This is a genomic window from Haemophilus parahaemolyticus, assembly GCF_002015035.1.
Classification (GTDB): Bacteria; Pseudomonadota; Gammaproteobacteria; order Enterobacterales; family Pasteurellaceae; genus Haemophilus_A; species Haemophilus_A parahaemolyticus.
Genome location: NZ_MUXY01000003.1, coordinates 42,131 through 65,907, shown reverse-complemented (window position 1 = coordinate 65,907; position 23,777 = coordinate 42,131). Strand labels below are relative to the sequence as shown.

Sequence of the window (23,777 nt, the reverse complement as noted above, 5' to 3'; positions counted from 1 at the left end):
TTAAATGTACTAGTTTAATAGTTCAGTTGAAGTTAAATTTGATTTTAAAGAGGATGATGTTATGAAATCTTATAAAACCTTAATTATTTCTGCTTTAGTTGCGTTTTCACTCAATGCAATTGCTCAAGAACTGCCGAAGGTGGCAATTACTGCCATTGTTGAGCATCCTGCGTTAGATACTATTCGTAAAGGGATTGTCGATGAGCTCGCAAATCAAGGTTTTGAAGATGGTAAAACGATTAAAATCGACTATCAATCTGCTCAAGGCAGCACTGCAACAGCGGCTCAAATTGCCCGTAAATTTGTAGGCGATAAAGCAGAGATCATCATTCCAATTTCAACCCCATCAGCTCAACCTGTTGTCGCAGCAACTAAAACTATTCCTGTGGTTTATTCTGCGGTAACTGATCCCGTAGCCGCTAAGTTAGTCAAATCTTGGGAGCCAACAGGCACGAATGTAACAGGTGTTTCAGACCATAAAGTGATTGAACCGCAATTGGAGTTGATCCATAAATTTGTACCAGAGCTTAAAGCGGTTGGCTATGTGTTTAGTGCAGGTGAAGTAAACTCAGCGATTGTATTAAAAGAATTGCAGGCTGAAGCTGCGAAAGCAAATATCAAAGTAGTGCCTGTTGCCGTACAACGTAGTGCAGATATTGGCACAGCAGCACGCAGTTTAGCGGGTAAAGTGCAAGCAATTTATATCTCTGAAGATAATGCAGTGGTTTCTGCTTATGAAGCATTGCACAAAGCTGCATTAGAAATTAAAGTGCCTGTGATTGCAGCTGACCGTGACACGGTAAAACGTGGGGCATTAGCGGCTTATGCGGTAAATCAATATGATATTGGCGTGGAAACAGGTAAAGTGGCGGCTCGAGTGTTAAAAGGCGAAAAAGCAGGTTTAATTCCAACACATGAAGTGAGCAAAATGGAGCTTTCTGTAAATACGCAAACCGCAAAAGCCTATGGTATTACTATTCCAGAAGCATTATTAAAAGAAGCGAAAGAAACATTCTAAACTTCACTTTAAACTTTTTGTCATAGAGAACAGCAACCATAAATTGCTGTTCTTTTGTATTTTTGGAAAGAGGAAAGTATTTTGTTATTTACTAAATTTAGAAATTGGTTTAATCGCCAGATGCGAAAATCAATTGACCAGAAAAATCAACAGCGTTTGACCAATCACGAAATGTCTGTGATTGCCAGTAATTGCAATGGTGCGTTTATTCTGCACGATTTAGGCGAACGATTCCGCTCTCCTTTTGTTAATCTCTATCTTGAGCCAGCTGACTTTGTAAAATATCTGCAAAATTTCACCGCTTATAATCAGATGGAGCTAGGTTTTATAACGACTGATAAGCCTTATCCAGTAGGAAAATTAAGTGATATTACGCTACATTTTATGCATTATCACAGTGAGCAAGAAGCGAAAGCAAAATGGGAAGAGCGTCTCAAAAGACTAAATTTAGATAATCTGTTTATTATGATGACAGATCGCGATAATTGCACCGAGCAAGATTTACAAGATTTTGACCAACTGCCATTTAAACATAAAGTAGTGTTTACACATAAGCCTTACCCTGAAATCAAATCTAGTTTTTACATCAAAGGTTTTGAGAAAAGAGGACAAGTTGGTAATTTATTTGAATTTTCAGGCTGGAACGGGCGGAAATATTACGACCAATTTGATTATGTAACGTGGTTTTCAAATGTAAAGAAAGATCAATTGGAGTGTAATTTAGAGTAATAATAGTACTTGTTTTAAGATAAAAAATAACCCTATAGCAAAAGGGCTATAGGGCAAATCTTTTGTTCTAATTCTGGAGGTAAGAATTACTGTTTTACAAAAGGAGACAAATAAAACAAGAACAAAAGTAAAACTAAAGGAAATTAGTTGGCTCCTCCTGCGGGACTCGAACCTGCGACATATGGATTAACAGTCCACCGTTCTACCGACTGAACTAAGGAGGAATAAAACGGTTAGTATTTTAGGCTAAAGCGTTTTAGCTGTCAAACTGATTATTTCACAAATAAAATTATAAGTCATATTAGCCTTATTTATGCATCTTACTCGTGCGATACACTGCAAACAGAACAACTCGCCATTTTCGGCAAATTCATTTCTTGCACAGAAAAATGTAAACCATCAATAATTAACAATTTTCCTGTTAAAGTTTTACCAATATTGAGTAGGACTTTGATAGCTTCCAATGCCTGTAAACTGCCAATCACGCCTACAATGGGGGAAATAACACCCGCTTCTACACAGCTTAACGTATCACTTCCAAAAAGCTGGCTTAAACACTGGTAGCACGCTTCATTTTCAGCATAGGTAAAAACGGAAATTTGCCCTTCAAAACGGATTGCTGAACCTGAAATAAGCGGTCGCTTTTGCTCGAAACATTGCAAGTTGAGCTGGTTTCGCACATCAATATTATCGGTACAATCCACCACCACATCTACTTGCCTAATGAGTTCGGCAAATTCTGCATCATCACATTTTTTCACGACTGCTTGCACTTCAATATTCGGATTAATTGCTTGCAAACGAACCTTTGCTACTTCCGCTTTAGGTTTACCTATATCGGCATCTGTATAAAGAATTTGGCGTTGCAAATTAGAAAGCGAGATAGTGTCAAAATCCACCAGAATGATTTTACCCACTCCAGCACTTGCCAAATATTGACTTGCAGAACAGCCTAACCCACCCGCACCGACAATTAACACGCGGCTCTCTTTGAGCTTTTCTTGCCCGTCAAAATCTACTGCTTTCAAGCTAATTTGACGGTTGTAACGCAACATTTCGTGATCGGTTAATTCCATTTTTAACTATCTCAGTAAGCCATTAAACGGCTGAATGGTCACTTTTTCTCCTGCTTGCACATTACCACGTTCAGCCTCTAGCACGATAAAACAGTTACTTTCATAGAAAGCACTGAAAATATGCGAGCCTTGCTGCCCGACTGGTTTTACCATCAATTCTCCTTGCTCGTTGATGAAATAAAAACCACGTTGGAAATCTTGACGACCAGCTGCTTTTTTTAAATTAGTTGCCGCACAAGCGGTCATTTTTGGCGTTAAATTTGCAAGATAATCATCGTTTAAGCCTGAAAGTCTTGCTAATGCTGGCTGGACTAGTTGGTAGAAAGTGACCAATGCAGAAACAGGGTTGCCAGGTAAACCAAAGAACACCGTTTGTTTTTCACTCTCTCCCAAAAAACCAAAAGCGAATGGTTTACCTGGTTTTATTGCGATTTTCCAGAATGCGATTTTGCCTAATTTCTCCAGCACATCTTTGGTGAAATCCGCTTCACCAACAGAAACGCCACCGCTGGTAATTAACACATCTGCCGCTTGTTGTGCTTTAACAAAAGTTTCTTCGAAAATGGTTGGATCGTCTGGCAAAATGCCAAAATCTAAAATCTCGCAATTCAGTTTCTCCAGCATTAAACGTACCGCAAAACGGTTAGTATCATAAATCTGCCCTGTAGAAAGTGGTTTGCCCACACTCACTAATTCATCACCTGTAGAAAGAATGGCGACTTTAGTGCGTTTAAATACCTCTACTTTCGCAATGCCAAGCGATGCCAACAACGGTAAACTCGCCACGTTTAATAAACTACCTTTAGCAAGCACAAGACTACCTTTAGCCACATCTTCGCCCACGCGGCGGATGTTCTGCCCAAGCTTAATACTGTTGGTAAATTTAATCTGATTTTCGCCCGCTTGTTCGGTTTCTTCTTGCATAATCACGGCATCGCAGTCTGTTGGCAGCATTGCACCCGTCATAATTCGCACACACTCGCCTGATTTGATTTCGCCCTCAAACGGCTTACCTGCGAAAGCTTTGCCTGCAATGGTAAAAGTAGAAAATTGATCTAAATCCGCCAATTTGATTGCATAGCCATCCATCGCTGAATTATCAAAATTTGGGACGTTAATCGGAGAAATAATATCTTGAGCGAGTACTCTATTTGCTGCTTGATTAAGGGAAAGAGTTTCTGTTTCTGTTGGGGTTGGAAGCTGAGCAAGCATATTTGCCAAAGCCTCGTTGAGAGGTAAAAGTGCCATCATATTTTCCTGTTAAAGAATGAGAGAAAGGGCGTAAAAAAACGCCCTTTTTTCTTAGTTTACCCGATTTTCACCGATTATGCACTTGCACTAATGTTGTGAATTTCTAAATTGCCTGATTGAGCCGCATTTCTTGCTTTCGCTTTATCGTTACGAGCTGCAGCAATTGCCTCTAAATATACTTGATCTACATCGCCTGTAATATATTTGCCTGTAAACACCGATGCATCAAAGTTTTTGATTGCTGGATTTTCAGTTTGAACCGCTTTTATTAAGGCATCTAAATCTTGAAAAATCAATTTATCTACACCAATCATCTCTGCAATTTGATCCACATTGCGATGATACGCCACTAATTCTTCACTAGTTGGCATATCAATCCCATACACGTTTGGATAGCGAATTTCTGGTGCTGCGGAAGCGAAGTACACTTTTTTCGCTCCTGCGGCACGTGCCATTTCAACAATTTGCTCAGAGGTTGTGCCACGTACGATAGAATCGTCCACCAACAACACATTTTTGCCTTTAAATTCTGCCGCGATCGCGTTAAGTTTACGGCGAACCGAGCTTTTCCTCTGTGCTTGACCTGGCATAATAAAGGTGCGAGCCACATAACGATTTTTCACAAAACCTTGACGATACGGTTTATAAAGCACATTCGCAATACGAACCGCAATGTCGTTTGAGGTTTCAGGCACAGGGATAACCACATCGATTTCATCCACTATTCTCCCCCACTCACGTTTAATTTTTTCGCCCAACATTTCGCCCATATGCACGCGTGATGCATAAACTGATACACCATCAATGACCGAATCTGGACGGGCAAAGTAAACATATTCAAAAATACACGGATTAAGCGTTGGGTTATCCGCACAGATTTGTGAGTGGAATTCGCCATCAAAGGTAATGTAAATCGCCTCGCCTGGTTTTACATCACGCTCGAATTCAAAGCCCACAATATCTAACGCCACACTTTCAGAGGCAAACATATATTCTGTTTTGCCATCAACCACACGTTTACCTAACACAAGAGGTCGAATTCCGAATGGATCACGGAATGCCACCATACCATGCCCAATAATCATTGCGATACAAGCGTAAGCACCTTTAATAATTTGGTTGGTTTTGCGAACGGTTTCAAAAATATTTTCGGGAGAAAGATGGGGGGTTGGATATTGGTCAAGATAGTAAGCGAAGATATTAAGTAATGCTTCTGAGTCAGAATTGGTGTTCACGTGGCGACGTGCTTCTGTGAAAAGCAAGGATTTTAATTCTGCACTGTTGGTTAAGTTACCGTTATGCACAAGGGTTAAGCCGAACGGTGCATTCACATAAAAAGGCTGAGCTTCCGAAACGCTTGAGCTGCCTGCGGTTGGGTAACGTACGTGCCCGATACCTGCATTACCTTGCAAGCGTAACATATGTTCTTGGTGGAAAACCTCGCTCACTAAGCCATTGGCTTTACGTAAGCGAAAACGATTTTCCTCATCAATGGTGACAATACCTGCGGCATCTTGCCCACGGTGTTGAAGTAATGTTAAACCATCATAAATCGCTTGGTTTACAGGCGATCCCCCAATAATCCCGACAATGCCGCACATAAAAAAGTAACCTCTATTTAGTTGAATTTAAGAAACTAGAATTTGCCTGTAATTGCTCGAAAAACCATTGCACAATGAAGTCAAAATGCGGGATAAGTTGCGATTCTTTCCAAAGCTCATTTTGGCTTACTGATGTGAAGGTATCAAGGAAGAAAAGTGCTACAGAGACGATTAAAATCCCACGCAATGCACCAAATGCCCCACCGAGAATACGGTCTGTAGTAGATAAAATACCCGTGGTTGAAATAATTTTATTTAATAACGCATTGATGACACCGCATACAATCAGCACGAGCACGAAAAGTGCTGCCGCCGCTACGCCATTGCGTAAATATTCTGAATTTTGCAAGTAAATGGAGTTAACTTGGGTAAGATAACCACTCAAATAAGGGTAAAAATTACTTGCTACCCAAAACGCCAATACCCAACCAGCTAGCGATAATGCTTCACTCACAAAGCCGCGCCATAAACTAATCAGAATAGAAAATGCAATCAAACCAACGATAATAATATCAACCATATAAACCTCTACGGGCAATATCCGCCCTATTTTACAAAAAAAGAAAACGTTTGCGTAGTGCAAACTGTGGAAAAAACATCATTATTTTGATGAAAGTGAGTAAACGGTCTATTTTACAGAGTATTTTACAAATCTTCTTTCTTTTTAACCGCTAAAGGAAAATGCCTTTACGATTTTAACCGTAAAGGCATTTAGTTTTCATTATAAATTTATTTTATTAACCGTTATATTTTTGGAACACTAAGCAAGCATTAGTACCACCGAAGCCGAAACTATTTGACATTACGGTTGTTAATGCTTTGTCTTGGTATTCTGTTACGATATTTAAGCCTTGTGCCTGTTCATCTAATGTTTCAATGTTGATGCTTGGTGCGATAAAGCCATTATCTAACATCAATAATGAGTAGATTGCTTCATGTGCACCCGCAGCACCTAATGAGTGCCCCGTCATTGATTTAGTTGAAGAAATTGCTGGAGTTTTGTCGCCAAATATATTTTTGATTGCCCCTAACTCTTTCACATCACCTACAGGGGTTGATGTGCCGTGAACATTGATATATTCAATTTCACCATTTACGGTTGCCATCGCTTGTTTCATACAACGCTCTGCACCTTCACCGCTTGGTGCAACCATATCGAAACCGTCTGACGTTGCACCGTAGCCCACGATTTCTGCATAAATTTTTGCACCACGTGCTAAAGCGTGTTCTAATTCTTCGACTACAACAACCGCACCACCGCCCGCGATAACGAAACCATCACGGTTTGCATCATAAGCACGACTTGCTTTAGTTGGGGTATCATTATATTTAGTTGAAACAGCACCCATTGCATCGAATTCGGTTGCACACTCCCAAGAAAGTTCTTCCGCGCCACCTGCGAAAACCACATCTTGTTTGCCTAATTGGATTAACTCCATTGCGTGACCAATACAGTGAGCTGAAGTCGCACAGGCTGAGCTAATTGAGTAGTTCACCCCGCGGATTTTATACGGTGTTGCTAAACAAGCAGAAACACTCGATGCCATGGTTTTGGTTACCGCATAAGGACCAATCGCTTTCACACCACGTGGACTACGCACCGCATCACACGCCACCAATTGACTGTGTGCAGAACCTGTACCTGCACCAATCACTAAACCTGTACGGTCATTTGAAACCTGTTCTTCGGTTAAGCCCGAATCTGCAATCGCTTCTTTCATTGAAAGGTAAGCGTAAGCGGCAGCATCCCCCATAAAACGAAAAACTTTACGGTCGATTAACTCTGCTGGATTTAATTTAATGGTGCCGGCCACTTGGCTACGCATTCCTACTTCTGCAAATTCAGGTACGAATTCAATCCCTGATTTACCTTCTTTTAATGAAGCTAACACTTCTTCTTTGTTGTTACCGATACTAGAAATAATACCTAAACCTGTAATAACGACTCTTTTCATCTTTTATCCTTCAAGTACTTGGAAATATAATAAATCGTTCAAACTTTCATCAAAATAATGAGAAAGCCAGAAAAACTGCTTTATTCTACACAATTTTGCCTTTTCTCTGAACCATTTTAGCGAATTGATTATGTGATCCGAGCTGTTCTTTGGGCAAAATTAATCTTCTTGTTTGTAGCAAAGAGGCTTTATCTTTACTTTTTTGTTTAAACTGTTAGAGTGATACAAAATTTAATAGAAGGGACTCTAAGGTGAAAAGTCTAACATCAATAGCTCTCAATTCGATTCATATGCGTTCTATTGATCGTGATCTTTCCTCTCATGCTGATGTGCAACTTGCCAAAGTAATTATAAAAGTGAATGCATTGGATCAATATCGCATTCGTCGAGCATTGGCTTCAAATGATGCCCATTTCAAGCACGTTTTTTATCTTATCCCATTATTATTACATTATAACCTGCCTGAATTGCCAGCTTATGTAGAGAATGCTCCGCACGGTATTTATCAATTTTCCTTTAATCATTATCAACAACGTTTTTTTGACACACTTATTCCTGAAGAGAAAAAAACAACGGTGATGCATTGTGTCTTTGATGGCATTTATTCAATGGGAAGTACTGGCTCAATTGTGCAAACGACTAAATCTGATCTGGATTTATGGATTTGTCATAATGATGAGATGAGCAGTGAAGATTATCAACTTATTGAGCAAAAACTCGCTAAATTAACTCAGTGGGCAAAAGGATTAGGCATCGAAGTTAATTTCTATTTCATGAACCCTGAACGCTTTAAATCGAATCATTACAACTGCGGTGTAAGCGAAGAACACAGCGGTTCAGCACAACATTTTTTCTTGCTTGATGAATTTTATCGTTCAGCGGTACGCTTGGCAGGCAAGCGCCTACTTTGGCTACATTTATCGGATAATGACTATAAAAAAGCGATTAAATCGAAAAAAATAGATCTCAACGAATGGATTGATTTTGGCGATTTTTCTTCACTTTCCACGTCCGAATTTTTTGGTGCGAGCTTATGGCAGCTTTACAAAGGCATTGAAAGTCCTTACAAATCAGCAATCAAAATTTTGTTGTTGGAAAGCTACGCCCAAACCTACCCAGAAACGAAGCTTATTTCAAAACAATTTAAGCAAAAATTATTGAGCAACAAAACGGAGTATTATCATTTCGATTCTTATTTGGCAATGCTTGAGCAAGTGACAGATTACCTTAAAAATCGTAAAGAATTATCAAGATTAGACCGCTTGCGTCAATGTTTTTACCTTAAAGCCAAAGAAGGAAAAGTGCTCTACAACTGGCGTGAGCGTGAGTTGCAATCTTTAATTGCTGAGTGGGGCTGGACTGATGAAGAAATAGCGTTACTTAATTCTCGTCCAAAATGGAAAATGAAACAGGCAATTGTACAAGATAAAATGCTCGTCGAACAACTCTTACAAAGTTATCGCAATTTAATCAATTTTGCCAACAAATTCCATATCAATCCAAGCATAATGACAAACGATACCGACATTTTAATGCGTAAGCTTTATTCGGTTTTTGAAATACTGCCTGGCAAAGTAACTTTACTCAATCCACATATTACGCCTGATTTATCGGAACAAAATATTACTTTTATTGAAGCCCAAGACAGTTCGGCAATGAAAGCGGGTTGGTATTTGATTAATCAATCACCAAAAAGTGCTTACGACTCCTCACAGCGCTTTGTGCAATACAACAAAAATTTACACAAACTGGTGGCGTGGGCATATTTCAATGGCATGATTACCGTGAGCACCAAATTACACGTGATTAGCCAACATGTTGATTTACATAAACTACGTCAATTTATTACCGATCTACGGCTCTTTTTCCCTGTTTCTGCACCGAAAATCAGTGAAAATGAGTTATTGCACCCTAATGAAATTCGTAGCCTTATTTTAGCGATAAATCTCACAAATGATCCAACGCAACACTTTGCTGATATTCGCCGTGATTTCCATTCAAGCGATTTATTTAGCTTTAATGCCTTTGAGCAAAATTTGGTAGGAAGCGTAAGCATTATTTACCGCAATATGTGGAATGAAATTCGTACCCAACATTTTGAGGGTGAACAAGCTGTTTTGAATGCACTAAAGTTACTTTCCAACAAAATCTACCGCAATTCAGCCCCCCCACAATCAGTAAATGTATTCTGCTATAGCAAACAGTTTCGCAGTGAGTTGCGGGAAACCATCGCTGATCTGGTGCATCGTTGCATTTCAGTACAAACAGGATCGATTTATGCCAATGCGTTTAATACGGTAAAAGTGGCAGGCAGAACTTGGCAACTGGTATTTAGCGATAAAAACGTGAAAATTAAGCCTGTCGCAGAACAAGCGGTTGAAAAAGTCAAACGCCTTACCATATTAAGCCATTTAAGCAAAAAAGGCGAAAATCGAGTGGTGGTGTACCCAAGTCAAATCAACGATTTTGCCAGTGAAGGGTTTTTACAATTCTTCTTTGAAGATGGCAAAAATGGTTGTTTTAACGTCTATATTTTAGACGAAAACAATCATATCGAAAATTACACCAGTTGCAGTGGCACAAAAGAAGAAAAAATTCGTGAAATCAACCGCTTGTATGCCGAGCAATACCTTGAAAATGACCAAAATAGCATTTTTAACTACCCGCAATTCTACCAACTTTTAGAAGAGGGCGATGAGGTAAAAATAGTGCCATTTCAAAGTAAGCAGCATAGGGAATTTATGCAAAAACAAGGATAACATTTCTCTACAAGCAGGTTTTTATACCTGCTTTTTTATTGGAAAATAAGGGCCAAATTGACTTTGGCGTGGTTAAAATGTAAAGACTTTCTCTAAATGATATTGACTCGTATTAAAAATTTACATATATTTGCGAAACTTTTTTTTGCAAATAAAAATAATTCTTATTCTTTCTTTGTTTTGGAATCTACATATGAAATTGAAAAACACCCCACTTTCCATTGCTGTGCTTACAGCACTTTCTTCTTTTGCATACGCAAACACTGCTGATTCAGTGAAACTTGATATTATTCAAGTGGTAACTGAAAATGCGGGAGCAAAAAGCAAAACCAATGTTGTAACCTTAAAAGATCTTCAAAAATCGACCAATGAAGATTTAAGAGGTATATTAAGTGCTGAACCTGCAATTAACTTCGGTGGCGGTAACGGTGGCACATCGCAATGGGTAACAATTCGTGGTATGGGTCAAGACCAAATTGATTTCAAAGTAGATAATACTTCAAGCGATACTCCAGTTTTCCATCACCAAAGCCGTTTTATGTTAGATCCAAGCCTCATTAAACGTATTGACGTACGTAAAGGTGCTGGTTCTGCAAGTGCGGGCATTGGTGCAACCAGTGGCTCTATTGAAGCCACAACGGTTGATGCAAAAGATTTATTAGAAGAAGGTCAAGAGTTTGGTTTCAAACTTAATGCTGGCGTAAGCAGCAATAAAGGCCACTCACAAGGTGCAACTGTTTATGGTAAAGCAGGCGTTGTAGATGCATTATTAAGCGGTAACTGGCAAACTCTTGAAAATTACAAAGGCGGTAAAGGCTATTCAAATAAAGATGGCTCTGATGTGGTTAAAAATAGTGCGTTAGGACAACGTGGTCTATTAGCCAAATTTGGCGTGGACATTACAGAAAATCAACGCGTTGTGTTAAGCCATCGCCAAGAACAATATCACGGTGAACGAGCATTACGCGAAGAGTTCGATTTTTCGCAATCTTACTTAGCAGGTACAAGTAAAGATCTTAAAGCTGGTCAAACATTAAGTAATGTTTTTGCCGGTAAGGATAGACGTGGTAACGATACTTACTATATCTTAGATTCAAACGGTGCTCTAATTGCGAATGATGCAAATAATAATCCTCGCTATCGTATTACCACACAAGACACAACAAACTTAGAGTGGAGTGGTAAAAATATAGGCTTCATTACTGACGCAAAAGCAAATGCTTACCGTATTGAAACCTCACGCAAAGAACCTGCCGAAAATAGTACTACACGTGTTTTAACTCACGGTGCAAACTTAGGTTTAGATTCTGAGATTGGTGAAAGTCACTGGTTAAAATATGGTGTAAATTATCGTCATCAAGAAGCAAAACCAAATTCAATTCAAGAAATAGCTCGTGATCGTGCAACGGGTCGTATGGTTGCAACAGGTGTAAAACGCAACCAACAAAAAGAAGATGTGGGTTTATATGTTGAAGGGATTTGGGGCTTTGGACCAGTTACATTAACCACAGGTGCACGTTACGATCACTTTAAATTCAAAGCGAACAGTGGCAAAACCGTCAGTCACGCTGATTTCAATCCAAGCATTGGTTTAATCTGGCAAGCGTTAGATAATTTAAGTTTCAATACTAACTTAAACTATGCAAGCCGCAGCCCACGTATGTTTGAAGCGATGTTAGCAGGCAATACATTACGTGATGTTTCAGATAATCTACGTGCAGAAAAAGCACGTAACACAGAAGTGGGTTTCAACTATGATGTAACTAAAAACATCTCATTAAACGGTAGCTACTTCTGGCAAAAAGTAAAAGATGCTCACGCGACTAAAGCTAACACCATTGTAAATGCTGCACTACTACGTAACCAAGGTTATGAATTAGGCGGCGCTTATAAACAAGGTGGTTTCAAATTCCGTGTAGGCGTTGCTGAAAGTAAACCAGAAACCTTCACATTTAACGGTGCAAGTTTAGATAATGCCGTATTTGCAGTAGCAACAGGTCGCACTTGGACAACAGCCGTTTCTTATAAATTTGAAAATCCAAGCTTAGAATTAGGTTGGAAAGGTCGTTTTGTTGAAGGCGAAACAGGCACACCAAGTCGCGGGTCAAATGCTGGTTCAGCGGCAATCAAACAATCGGGGTATGGTGTGAGCGATATCTACGCAAATTGGGAAGCAAACAAAAACTTAATGCTTAACTTTGCGGTAAATAACGCATTTAACAAGAACTATAAGAGCCATAGCCAACGTGCTGGCGGTAATAGTTTAGCGGGTGCAGGTCGTGATTTCCGTATGAATGCAACTTACACTTTCTAATTTCATAATAATCCCTCTATGATTAAACCTTATCTACCTCTTTCGAGTTGGGTAAGGTTTTTTTTTGTTCTCTCTCTTTCGGATTTATGGCATAATCCGAGCAGTTTTATTTTTGTTCACTTAGATTTCAATGTTTCCAGAATTTGGCTATTTTGCCCTGATTTTTGCTCTTATTGCCTCGATAATCCAAGTAGGGTTATCGCTTTGGGGGGAGCTGAGAAGAGCACCCTATTTTTTATCGCTAAACCCATTTCTCTCGGTATTACAAGCGGTCGGAACGGGCATTTCTTTTGCAAGCCTTGCTTATGCGTTTTTAACCGATGACTTCTCGGTGATTTATGTTGCTCAACACTCCAATAGCCAATTACCCGATTTTTTTAAATTCGCTGCCACTTGGGGCGGGCACGAAGGTTCAATGCTCTTTTGGCTTACCGCACTCACGCTCTGGACGACGGTCTTTTGCCTTTTTTCTCGTAAAATCGACCGCTTGTTTGCCAACCGCACGCTAGCGATGATTTCGCTTGTTGCAATGGGCTTTATGCTCTTTATCTTGCTGGTTTCCAACCCCTTCGAGCGTGGTTTTCCACCTCCTCCAGAAGGACGTGATCTCAATCCAATGTTGCAAGATATTGGCTTGATTTTCCATCCACCCCTGCTCTATTTAGGCTATGTCGGCTTTGCAGTGAGCTTCGCGATGATTGTGGCAAGCCTACTTTCTGACAAAATGGACGCTGCCGTAGCTCGTTGGATTCGCCCTTGGACGATGATTTCCTGGGGCTTTCTCACCGCAGGGATTATCCTCGGTGCTTGGTGGGCGTATTACGAACTTGGTTGGGGAGGTTGGTGGTTCTGGGATCCCGTTGAAAATGCTTCATTGATGCCGTGGCTTCTCGGCACTGCGTTAGTGCATTCGTTAATCGCTAGCGAACAACGTGGCGTGTTTAATTATTGGACGATTTTGCTCGCCATTTTCGCCTTCGCCTTAAGCTTGCTCGGTACATTTATTGTCCGTTCTGGCGTACTTACTTCTGTACACGCCTTTGCAGTCGATCCTGATCGCGGTGTGGCATTACTACTGCTTTTCTTCAGTCTCAGTTTTATTGCTCTCGCACTCTTCGCTTGTAAAACCCAATTCTGGCTAGGTGAAGTACGCTTTACGTTTTTTTCTAAAGAAACTGCATTCTTATTGCTCAATGGTTTATTTGCTGTAGCAACTTCGGTTGTGTTGCTCGGCACTTTTTATCCGCTTGTGTTTACGATGATGCAATGGGGCAGTATTTCCGTTGGTGCACCTTATTTCAATACTATTTTTACCCCGCTTGCATTGCTGGCAATGTCGGCAATGGGGGTAGCAGTGGTACTTCGCTGGAAAAATGTACCGCTCAAACAAGCTAAATTGCAACTCTGGCTTCTGCCCGTGGCGGTGTTGCTTTCCCTTGGTTTGATTTATCACACCGTGAGTCAAACTCATCTGTTTAAAATTGAGCCGTTGCCTGTGGTCTTTGTTAGCCTTGCATTCTGGATTATTTTGACCCATCTGCCTTATTTGCGTTTTATGTGGAAAATCCGTCCGCTTTCAATGCGTTTGGCACATATCGGCTTTGCGATTTGTGTGATTGGTGCGATGATGAATAGTTACTATGGCGATGAAATCGGTGTACGATTAAAACCGACTGAAACTGCCAATATCGCCGATTTTGAATTTAAATATGAAGAGTATCGCGATGCCATTGGTGCCAACTACACCGCTGAACAAGCTGTTTTTTCTATTAGTAAAGCAGGCAAAACGCTCGCCCAAATCATCTCAGAACGACGTTATTATGACATCCGCACCATGACAATGGCAGAAGTCGGCTTATACCACCATGGTTTGCACGATCTCTACATTGTAATGGGCGACAAATTTGGCAACCTCGAATATGCCTTCCGCCTACATTACAAACCTTACGTTAGAGCTTTATGGCTTGGAGGAGTAATTATGGTGTTGGCTTCACTAATGGCGTTGGTGGGATATTCTCGCAGAAAATAAAAAATCCGCCGATAGCAATGCTACTAAAAAATCCCCCTCTTTGCTAAAGAGGGGAGATTATTACAAAAGGAAACAATAATGAAAAAAGCCCTCCTCTTTATCCCCCTTGCCATTCTGGTGGCAGTGGTGGCATTTTTAACCGTTCCGCTGTTGAACAAAGATGCGCTTTCTCCAACAGAAGATTGGCAGGATAAACCGATCCCCGAATTTGTGGGCAAAAATTTGCTCGATCCGCATGCACGTTTAACCAACAACAGCTTGCCACAAGAGCCCTATATTTTGAATGTTTGGGCGAGTTGGTGTACCTGGTGCATTAAAGAATTTCCGATCTTATTGAAATTGAAAGCTCAAGGCGTACCGATTGTGGGTTTAACTTATTCCGATCAACCTGCCGATGCTCGCGAAGCCTTGGGGCGTTGGGGAAATCCATTTACGTTGGTGATTGATGACTATGAACGCGGTTTTTTAATTCAAACCTTGAAGGTCTCTTCCGCCCCGTCAAGCTACTTGGTGGATAAACACGGCGTCGTTCGCTACCAACAAAAAGGCTATAATCCTGATTTTGAAAAAGATTTCCTGCCACGATTAAAAGCATTAAGAAACGAAAAATAAGAGCATAGGAATAGAATGAAGTTTTTGCAAAAGATTACCCTTTTTTTACCGCTTGTGTTTGCCGTTTTCAGCAATATTGCCAAGGCGGAAATGGTCGATACTTTCCAATTTCACAACGATGCGGATCGCATACGTGCAATGAGTTTGGCGAAATCTTTGCGTTGTCCGCAATGCCAGAATCAAAATTTATTGGAGTCAAATGCCACTACCGCTTATAAACTTCGTATTGAAGTGTATGAAATGGTCAATGAAGGCAAATCGGATCAGGAAATTGTTGAAATTATGACCCAGCGTTTCGGTAATTTTGTAAACTACAAACCGCCTGTGAATGAGCAAACTTGGCTGCTTTGGGGGATGCCCGTCGGCTTGCTGGGGATCGTTTTAGTTGCGATCGTATGGAGAACTCGTACCAGAAAGACAGGACAATAGATGAAAACACGTGAACAGCTTAATTTAGAAAACTATCAACAAGCGGTAAAATTTGCAGGCAATTTTACCGAACCGTTCAAACAAGAATATTTGGCGGAAGCAGAAAGCCGTTATCAATTTGATCAAAACACCACAGAGCCTTGGCAAAATAAAAGGAAATTTTCACCGCTTGTTGCAAGTTTGGTTGTGCTTTTAATTACCGTCCTCAGTGGCTTACTTTATTGGCAGTCGGGGCGTTATGCCTTGGTGCAAAAAGGTGAGCAAATGCATCAAGCCTTCCAAGTAAAATTGGAGATGGAAGACAAAACCCAAAAAAACGATCGCTATATTGAGAGCTTGCAAAACCGCTTGCGCGAGAACCCAAACGATGGCGATTTGTGGTATGAATTGGGGCAGGCTTATGCGTTAAATAATGAGTTTAATTCAGCATTGATTAGCTATCAAAATGCACAGGTGGTATTGGGCGAAAAAGCGGCGATTTTAGGAGCAATGGCAACCGCAGATTATTATGATAAAGGGCAAAAACTGTCAGAGCAGGCAAAAGCGTGGTTAGATAAAGCCTTATCATTAGATTCAAAAGAGAGTTCAAGCTTGTTACTACTGGCTTCCGATGCCTTTTTGCATAATGATTATGAGCAAGCAATTGGCTATTGGCGACGTGTGTTAGATGGCGATAATGATGCCATTAACCGCCGTGCGATTATTCAAAGTATTGAAATGGCGAAGCAGATGAGGCAAAAATAACCCCTCCCTCTGAAAATATTTTTAGATGGAACTTTTTCTGCTTCCCTTACCAAGGGAAAGAGGAAATTTTCCACAAACTATTTAAATTCAAGTAGAATAGAACCCTTTTATTTTAACAGACACAACAGATAAAAATTTGGAGAGATTATGCCTAAACTACGTTCAGCGACCAGTACACAAGGTCGTAATATGGCGGGTGCACGTGCATTATGGCGTGCAACAGGAATGAAAGAAAATGACTTCGGCAAACCAATTATTGCCGTGGTAAACTCATTTACCCAGTTCGTACCAGGTCACGTACATTTAAAAGATATGGGGCAGTTGGTTGCCGCTGAAATTGAAAAAGCAGGCGGTGTTGCAAAAGAATTTAACACTATTGCGGTAGACGATGGTATCGCGATGGGACACGGTGGTATGCTTTATTCGCTTCCAAGCCGTGATTTAATTGCAGATTCGGTGGAATATATGGTGAACGCACACTGTGCAGATGCGATGGTCTGTATTTCTAACTGCGACAAAATTACCCCAGGGATGTTGATGGCGGCGATGCGTTTGAACATTCCAGCCATCTTCGTTTCAGGTGGCCCAATGGAAGCGGGTAAAACTAAACTTTCTGATCAATTAATTCGCTTAGATTTGGTAGATGCAATGATCGAAGCAGCCGATCCAAACGTTTCTGATGAACGTATTGATGCGATTGAACGTTCCGCTTGCCCAACGTGTGGCTCTTGCTCAGGTATGTTCACCGCAAATTCAATGAACTGCTTAACAGAAGCATTAGGTTTAAGCTTACCAGGTAATGGCTCTATGCTTGCTACCCACGCAGACCGTAAAGAGTTGTTCTTAAAAGCGGGGTGTCAAATTGTTGAATTATGTAAACGCTACTACGAACAAGACGATGAAAGTGTATTGCCACGTTCAATCGGTACTTTCGATGCCTTTGAAAATGCGATGAGCTTAGACATCGCAATGGGCGGTTCAAGTAACACTGTGTTACACTTACTCGCTGCCGCACAAGAAGCAGGCGTGGACTTCAAAATGGAAGACATTGACCGCTTATCTCGCAAGGTACCTTGCTTGAGTAAAATTGCACCGAACACCAACAAATACCATATGGAAGATGTTCACCGTGCAGGCGGTATTATGGGCTTATTAGGCGAATTAGACCGTGCGGGCTTAATCCACAAAAATACCCACACAGTATTAGGCTTAACCATGGGCGATCAGCTTGACCAATACGACATTATCCGCAACCAAAACGAAGAGTTACATCAATTCTTCCGTGCAGGCCCTGCGGGTATTCGCACCACTCAAGCATTTTCACAAGATTGCCGTTGGGACACGGTAGATAATGACCGCGTAAACGGTTGTATCCGCAACAAAGAAAACGCAATTTCACAAGAAGGCGGCTTGGCGGTGTTATTTGGTAATATTGCAGAAGATGGTTGCATCGTAAAAACTGCAGGCGTGGATGAATCTATCTGGAAATTCACTGGTAAAGCGATTGTATTTGAAAGCCAAGAAGATGCTGTTGCAGGTATTTTAGGTGGCAAAGTAAAAGAAGGTCATGTGGTAATCATCCGTTACGAAGGCCCGAAAGGCGGCCCAGGTATGCAAGAGATGCTTTACCCAACCAGCTACTTAAAATCAATGGGCTTAGGCAAAAAATGTGCACTTTTAACAGATGGACGTTTCTCTGGTGGTACATCAGGTTTGTCTATCGGTCACGCCTCACCAGAAGCTGCCTCAGGTGGTGCAATTGGTTTAGTTCGCGATGGCGATATTATCAACATCGACATTCCAAACCGTGCCATCAATCTTGCGGTAAGCGATGAAGAACTTGCAACACGTCGTACAGAGCAAGACGCAAAAGGTTGGGCACCAGCAAACCGCCAACGTGAAGTCTCTTTTGCACTAAAAGTTTACGGACATTTTGCCACTTCAGCCGATAAAGGTGCGGTACGTGATAAAACGAAAATTTAATTAAGCTAACCAAAAGGCTGATGGGAAATCTGTCAGCCTTTTTTTAGTAGGTTGTGTGAATGCAATTCACGCACTATTTTTTACCGCTTGTGTGCGTGAACTAATGGTTCACACACCTTACTGTGAGGAATTATGGATATTTTAGATTTACTTCATCATCGTCGTTCAAGTAAACAATTTGGCAATGTTGCACCTAATACAGAACAGCTTGATGCGATTTTAAAAGCAGCTTTACGAGCACCAGATCATGGGCGAATGAAACCTTATCATTTTGTGGTGATTCAAAAAAGTGGTATGCCGAAATTTCACGAATGTTTAAAATCAGCAGCCATTGAATTTGAAATGGATGAAAAAAATGCTGCCAAAGCCGATAAATTGGCAAATCAAGCTCCAATGGTCATTGGCGTGGTGGCAAAATTAGATCACGAATCAGTGAAAGTGCCCATTTGGGAGCAAATTGTTTGTGCAGGTTGTGCCACTTATGCGATGCAATTAGCAGCAAACGCTCAAGGTTTTGATACTGTTTGGATTACGAAAAAATGGGTGGAAGGCAAAGCCATTCGCGAAGCATTTGGTTGTGCGGAAACGGATAAAGTGATTGGCTTGCTAATGATCGGTTCACCGAAAGATGGCGAAGAAATTGCTTCTGCTCGCGATGCAGAAGATCCAACTGATTTTGTGCACTTTATCCGCTAATACAATTAGTGTTAAAAGAGGCATAGTTTTGACAAAATAGTAATCATTTTATCTACTATACTTTTATTAAATATAAACAAATTCTATAAATTTAGTATGGATTTGAAATAATCACCAACCCGTGTTATTATATCCATACTTTTGGAAACAATCCTCTCAATTCCTACTGAGCGTTTCCTTCAAAATCGCACTTCTATGTGCTGTCATTCGCAGTTGTTCAATTGCACACTTGCCTTAAGGCAACATCTCTAAGATGTAACTTTTTTAAATAAAATATTCAATATTTCAATGATCTACTTAACTATTTAAGGAGAAGGTTTGTTTTTATCTCAATTTATGGAAAAGCGAACGTCATTTAATCCATTAGTGATCGGCTTGACGTTATTTTTTATCCTCTTTTTAGTGCTCATGATTTTGGTTGCACCGACGCAAACACAAGCACTATTAGATCAAGCTAAAGCAGGGATTTTTGCCAATTTTAGTTGGTTCTACGTTTTAACATTTTCAATTTTTTTAGGCTTTTTGCTGATTCTTTCCGTCAGTAGTTTAGGGAATATTAAACTTGGCAATGATGAAGAAGAGCCTGAATTTGGATTCCTTTCTTGGCTTGCAATGTTATTTGCAGCGGGAATGGGGGTTGGGTTGATGTTCTTTGGTGTGGCAGAACCATTGACACATTATCTCTCAGATATTACTAGCGGTACAGCAGAACATCGTCAACAAGAAGCGATGCTACATACCTTATTCCACTGGGGAATTCACGCTTGGGCGGTGTATGGAATGATTGCTTTGGCTTTAGCTTATTTCGGTTTCCGCTATAAACTGCCACTTGCATTGCGTTCTTGTTTCTACCCATTATTGAAAGATCGTATTAACGGTAAAGTTGGTGACGTTATTGATGTGATGTCATTGCTTGCGACTTTATTCGGTATTATTACAACCTTAGGTTTTGGTGCATCGCAATTAGGTGCGGGATTAACTCAATTAGGTTGGGCAAGCGAAAATAGCTTTAGTTTACAGTTAATTGTTATTGTCGTTGTCATGAGCTTAGCCATATTCTCTGCGATTTCAGGAGTAGGTAAAGGAGTAAAAATCCTGAGCGAAATAAACCTAAGCTTAGCTTTCTTATTGCTAATTTTTGTTTTAGTAGCAGGACCAACTCTCTATTTATTATCGGCATTCAGTGATAACTTAGGCACATATCTTAGCCATTTAGTACAATTAAGTTTCAAAACCTATACGTATGAACAAGAGCATACTAACTGGTTTAGCGGTTGGACAGTTCTTTATTGGTCATGGTGGTGTTCTTGGGCACCTTTTGTAGGCTTATTTATTGCACGGATTTCAAAAGGACGTACAATTCGTGAATTTATTTTTGGCGTATTAGTCATTCCAAGTTTATTTGGTGTACTTTGGTTTACCGCATTTGGTAATACTGCAATTTGGTTAAATAATGGGGAAGCCGCAGGTGCATTAGGTCAGCTGGTTTCATCACCAGAATCTCTGTTATTTAAATTTTTAGATTACTTACCCCTTTCAGCAGTAACAGGTATTGTAAGTTTATTGATTATTTCTTTATTCTTTATTACTTCGGCAGACTCAGGTATTTATGTACTGAATAATATTGCATCACGTGATAAAAGTTTAACCTCTCCTCGCTGGCAAGCAGTAATGTGGGGCGGAGTAATGTCTGTGGTAGCGATTGTCTTAATGCGTTCAGGCGGCTTGGCTAATCTACAAGCAATGACGTTAATGGTATCTCTCCCATTTGCCATGTTAATGCTGATTATGTGTGTGAGCTTATGGAAAGGGTTAAATGCAGATAAGAAATACTTTAGCACCAAAGTGAACCCAACCAGTATTTTCTGGACAGGCGAAAAATGGAAAGATCGTTTAGAACAAATGATGAATCAAACGCAAGAGAAAGATATTTTACGCTTCCTCAAACATACTGCGTTACCTGCAATGCGTGAATTACGCCAAGAGCTAATTGGTAAATATAATTTGAGTGTGTCGGTAAATACCTTGTTTGATCAAGATGAACCTGCAGTCGAATTAGTGATTCAAAAAGATGCAATGCGTGACTTTATGTACGGTATTAAATCTGTTAGCCGTGAAGTTTCAGAGCAGTTAATTAACGATGAAAACTTACCACATATTCAACATAGCACCACTTACGAACCTTACACTTATTTCTTTGATGGTCGTGTTGGTTATGATGTGCAATATATGGATAAAAATGAGTTAATTGCGGATATGTTAAAACATTACGAACGTTATTTAACGTTATTAGATAATGTTGGGCAAGAATTAATGTCTCATGAACAAACAGAATTAGCAGAATAATTTTAGTCTTTCAAAATACGGTTGAATTTTTCAACCGTATTCTCTTTATATTTTAGGCGTTTTAAGCACACCTAATCTCTTTTTTTATAGTTTACTATTTTTAGTAACGGGGGAATTTAGGTAAATTAATATTTAACCAAAGGTGAATTAAACCAATCACTTCAAGATATTGTCTCATTGATTTTTAACTTTCTTTATTATTTATACATTACCATCAACATGTCCCCGCTTACCTCCCTCGTTCAAATCTGATAAAATAACCAAATTTTTTCTTATTAACATCAACTTTATGGCATTACTTAACCTATCAAACGCCTATTTAGGCTTCGGGGATTTTCCACTTTTAGATCATACCGAATTACATATTGAACCTAACGAACGAGTCTGTTTAGTTGGACGCAATGGAGCGGGCAAATCAACGTTAATGAAAGTACTTGCAGGCGAAGTGCAATTAGATGATGGTAAGTTGATTTTTGAAAAAGATATCGTTGTCGCACGCCTTGAGCAAGACCCACCACGCCATATTCAAGAAACCGTGTTTGAATATGTTTCAGAAGGCATCGTGCATTTAAGCGACCTTTTAAAGCAATATCACCACATTTCGCAACAAATGCTGACCAATTACAGCGATGAGTTATTAGCAAAATTGTCACAAGTGCAAGCTCAGCTTGAGCACAACAACGGCTGGCAGTTTGAAAACCGCATCCAAGACATACTAAAATTGTTAGAGCTTGATCCAGACAAAAAACTCTGTGAACTTTCAGGTGGTTGGGTTCGCCGTGCCGCTCTTGCCCGTGCCTTGGTTGCTAACCCAGATATTCTGTTATTAGATGAACCAACTAACCATTTAGATGTGGAAGCCATCACTTGGCTTGAAGATTTATTGCTCAATTTCAAAGGTTCGATCATCTTTATTTCGCACGACCGTTCATTTATCCGCAAAATGGCAACCCGTATTGTTGATTTAGATCGCGGTAAATTGGTTTCTTACCCAGGTAATTACGATCTTTATTTAGAAACCAAAGCAGAAGATTTACGTGTAGAAGCCTTACAAAATGAGCTTTTCGATAAAAAACTCGCACAAGAAGAAGTGTGGATTCGCCAAGGCATTAAAGCCCGCCGCACGCGTAACGAAGGGCGAGTGCGAGCCTTGAAAAAATTGCGTGAAGAGCGTCGCAACCGCCGTGAAGTGCAAGGCAAAGCTAAAATCCAGTTAGATACCACTGCTCGATCAGGCAAAATCGTGTTTGAAATTGAGCATGCCAGTTACGAAGTTGAAGGTAAAACCTTGCTGAAAGATTTTTCCGCCACTATTCAGCGTGGCGATAAAATTGCGTTAGTGGGGCCAAACGGCTGTGGTAAAACCACTTTCATCAAACTGTTATTAGGCGAATTGCAACCCACTTCGGGTACCATTCGTTGCGGAACCAAGTTAGATGTCGCTTATTTCGACCAATACCGTGCCGAGTTAGATTTAGAAAAAACGGTGATGGACAACGTTGCCGATGGTAAACAAGATATTGAAGTAAACGGCGTAAAACGCCACGTGCTTGGCTATTTGCAAGATTTCTTATTTCCGCCAAAACGTGCGATGACGCCCGTTAAAGCCTTGTCGGGCGGCGAGCGCAACCGTCTCTTATTGGCAAAATTATTGCTCAAGCCCAATAATCTTCTGATTCTGGACGAACCAACCAATGACTTGGACGTGGAAACATTGGAATTATTGGAAGAACTGCTTGCCGATTATCAAGGTACATTATTAATCGTCAGCCACGACCGTCAATTTATCGACAATACTGTTGAAGAGTGTTTCTTCTTTGAAGGTAACGGCGTATTAAATCAATATATTGGTGGCTATTTTGATGCGAAGCAGCAACAAGAAAATTACTATGCCAGCCAAGCTGTACAATTGCAAAATCAGAAGAAAAATGAACCGCTTGTAGGCGAACCCACAAAACAAGAAAAACCAAAAGCAGAAACGAAAAAAGCGAAATTGTCGTATAAAGAACAGCGTGAACTGGAAGAATTACCTGCGAAGATGGAAGCCCTTGAGGCAGATATTGAAGCTTTGCAAACAGAGGTGAATTCTTCTGATTTCTTCAGCAAAGAAATCGCTTATACCCAAGAAAAATTACAAGCTCTCGCAGAGAAAGAAGCTGAACTTGAACAAGCTTTTGAACGCTGGGAAATGCTTGAGAATATTAAGAATGGGAATGTGTGATATAAATGAAAATA

At 40.3% G+C, this 23,777-nt stretch carries 17 protein-coding genes and 1 tRNA gene; 12 read left to right on the top strand and 6 right to left on the bottom strand.

The window, feature by feature from the left end; genetic code table 11:
* The first annotated feature begins 61 nt into the window (after nucleotides 1–61).
* Both B0185_RS04695 and B0185_RS04690 read left to right on the top strand, forming a co-directional pair.
* Nucleotides 62–1,018, top strand: coding sequence for an ABC transporter substrate-binding protein (locus tag B0185_RS04695; RefSeq protein ID WP_005706778.1), 957 nt, complete (start codon nucleotides 62–64; stop codon nucleotides 1,016–1,018).
* A 120-nt stretch (nucleotides 1,019–1,138) separates the two neighbouring features.
* On the top strand, nucleotides 1,139–1,747 hold the full coding sequence (locus B0185_RS04690; protein ID WP_050855324.1) for a DUF1919 domain-containing protein: 609 nt from the start codon (nucleotides 1,139–1,141) through the stop codon (nucleotides 1,745–1,747).
* 148 nt (nucleotides 1,748–1,895) lie between these two features.
* On the opposite strand, the gene B0185_RS04685 is transcribed toward B0185_RS04690, so the two are convergent.
* The 6 genes from B0185_RS04685 to fabB all read right to left on the bottom strand — a co-directional run bounded on the left by B0185_RS04685 (nucleotide 1,896) and on the right by fabB (nucleotide 7,630).
* Nucleotides 1,896–1,971 (bottom strand) — tRNA-Asn (locus B0185_RS04685).
* Between the two features lie 96 nt (nucleotides 1,972–2,067).
* Nucleotides 2,068–2,823 carry a molybdopterin-synthase adenylyltransferase MoeB gene (moeB, locus tag B0185_RS04680; RefSeq protein ID WP_005706808.1) on the bottom strand — a complete coding sequence of 252 codons (756 nt, stop codon included), beginning with the start codon at nucleotides 2,821–2,823 and terminating at the stop codon, nucleotides 2,068–2,070.
* A 6-nt stretch (nucleotides 2,824–2,829) separates the two neighbouring features.
* Nucleotides 2,830–4,071, bottom strand: a complete 1,242-nt coding sequence (gene moeA / locus B0185_RS04675) for a molybdopterin molybdotransferase MoeA (protein ID WP_005706818.1) — start codon at nucleotides 4,069–4,071, stop codon at nucleotides 2,830–2,832.
* 77 nt (nucleotides 4,072–4,148) lie between these two features.
* Nucleotides 4,149–5,675, bottom strand: coding sequence for an amidophosphoribosyltransferase (gene purF / locus B0185_RS04670; protein WP_005706905.1), 1,527 nt, complete (start codon nucleotides 5,673–5,675; stop codon nucleotides 4,149–4,151).
* Between the two features lie 13 nt (nucleotides 5,676–5,688).
* The gene (locus B0185_RS04665; RefSeq protein ID WP_005706881.1) at nucleotides 5,689–6,195 is read right to left on the bottom strand and encodes a CvpA family protein; all 507 of its coding nucleotides are present in this window, start codon (nucleotides 6,193–6,195) and stop codon (nucleotides 5,689–5,691) included.
* Between the two features lie 217 nt (nucleotides 6,196–6,412).
* Nucleotides 6,413–7,630 (bottom strand): beta-ketoacyl-ACP synthase I, encoded by a 1,218-nt coding sequence (gene fabB, locus B0185_RS04660; protein WP_005706771.1) that lies wholly within the window; start codon nucleotides 7,628–7,630, stop codon nucleotides 6,413–6,415.
* A gap of 290 nt (nucleotides 7,631–7,920) precedes the next feature.
* Here fabB and B0185_RS04655 point away from each other — a divergent pair, with 290 nt between their 5' ends.
* The 10 genes from B0185_RS04655 to B0185_RS04610 all read left to right on the top strand — a co-directional run bounded on the left by B0185_RS04655 (nucleotide 7,921) and on the right by B0185_RS04610 (nucleotide 23,763).
* Nucleotides 7,921–10,389 carry a class I adenylate cyclase gene (locus tag B0185_RS04655; protein ID WP_005706825.1) on the top strand — a complete coding sequence of 823 codons (2,469 nt, stop codon included), beginning with the start codon at nucleotides 7,921–7,923 and terminating at the stop codon, nucleotides 10,387–10,389.
* Nucleotides 10,390–10,582: 193 nt separating this feature from the next.
* Nucleotides 10,583–12,703: a TonB-dependent receptor domain-containing protein gene (locus tag B0185_RS04650; protein ID WP_005706842.1), complete on the top strand. Its 2,121-nt coding sequence runs from the start codon at nucleotides 10,583–10,585 to the stop codon at nucleotides 12,701–12,703.
* 130 nt (nucleotides 12,704–12,833) lie between these two features.
* Nucleotides 12,834–14,732, top strand: a complete 1,899-nt coding sequence (gene nrfE / locus B0185_RS04645) for a heme lyase NrfEFG subunit NrfE (RefSeq protein ID WP_005706865.1) — start codon at nucleotides 12,834–12,836, stop codon at nucleotides 14,730–14,732.
* 78 nt (nucleotides 14,733–14,810) lie between these two features.
* On the top strand, nucleotides 14,811–15,344 hold the full coding sequence (locus B0185_RS04640; RefSeq protein WP_005706788.1) for a redoxin family protein: 534 nt from the start codon (nucleotides 14,811–14,813) through the stop codon (nucleotides 15,342–15,344).
* Nucleotides 15,345–15,359: 15 nt separating this feature from the next.
* Nucleotides 15,360–15,773: a heme lyase NrfEFG subunit NrfF gene (gene nrfF / locus B0185_RS04635; RefSeq protein ID WP_005706793.1), complete on the top strand. Its 414-nt coding sequence runs from the start codon at nucleotides 15,360–15,362 to the stop codon at nucleotides 15,771–15,773.
* The gene (locus B0185_RS04630) at nucleotides 15,774–16,517 is read left to right on the top strand and encodes a TPR domain-containing protein (protein ID WP_005706812.1); all 744 of its coding nucleotides are present in this window, start codon (nucleotides 15,774–15,776) and stop codon (nucleotides 16,515–16,517) included.
* Between the two features lie 147 nt (nucleotides 16,518–16,664).
* Complete coding sequence (ilvD, locus tag B0185_RS04625; protein ID WP_005706817.1) at nucleotides 16,665–18,500, top strand: dihydroxy-acid dehydratase; 1,836 nt, start codon at nucleotides 16,665–16,667, stop codon at nucleotides 18,498–18,500.
* Between the two features lie 132 nt (nucleotides 18,501–18,632).
* Nucleotides 18,633–19,196 carry an NAD(P)H nitroreductase gene (locus B0185_RS04620; protein ID WP_005706851.1) on the top strand — a complete coding sequence of 188 codons (564 nt, stop codon included), beginning with the start codon at nucleotides 18,633–18,635 and terminating at the stop codon, nucleotides 19,194–19,196.
* A 318-nt stretch (nucleotides 19,197–19,514) separates the two neighbouring features.
* Complete coding sequence (locus B0185_RS04615) at nucleotides 19,515–21,542, top strand: BCCT family transporter (protein ID WP_005706830.1); 2,028 nt, start codon at nucleotides 19,515–19,517, stop codon at nucleotides 21,540–21,542.
* Between the two features lie 289 nt (nucleotides 21,543–21,831).
* Nucleotides 21,832–23,763 (top strand): ABC transporter ATP-binding protein, encoded by a 1,932-nt coding sequence (locus tag B0185_RS04610; protein WP_005706806.1) that lies wholly within the window; start codon nucleotides 21,832–21,834, stop codon nucleotides 23,761–23,763.
* Nucleotides 23,764–23,777 lie beyond the last annotated feature (14 nt).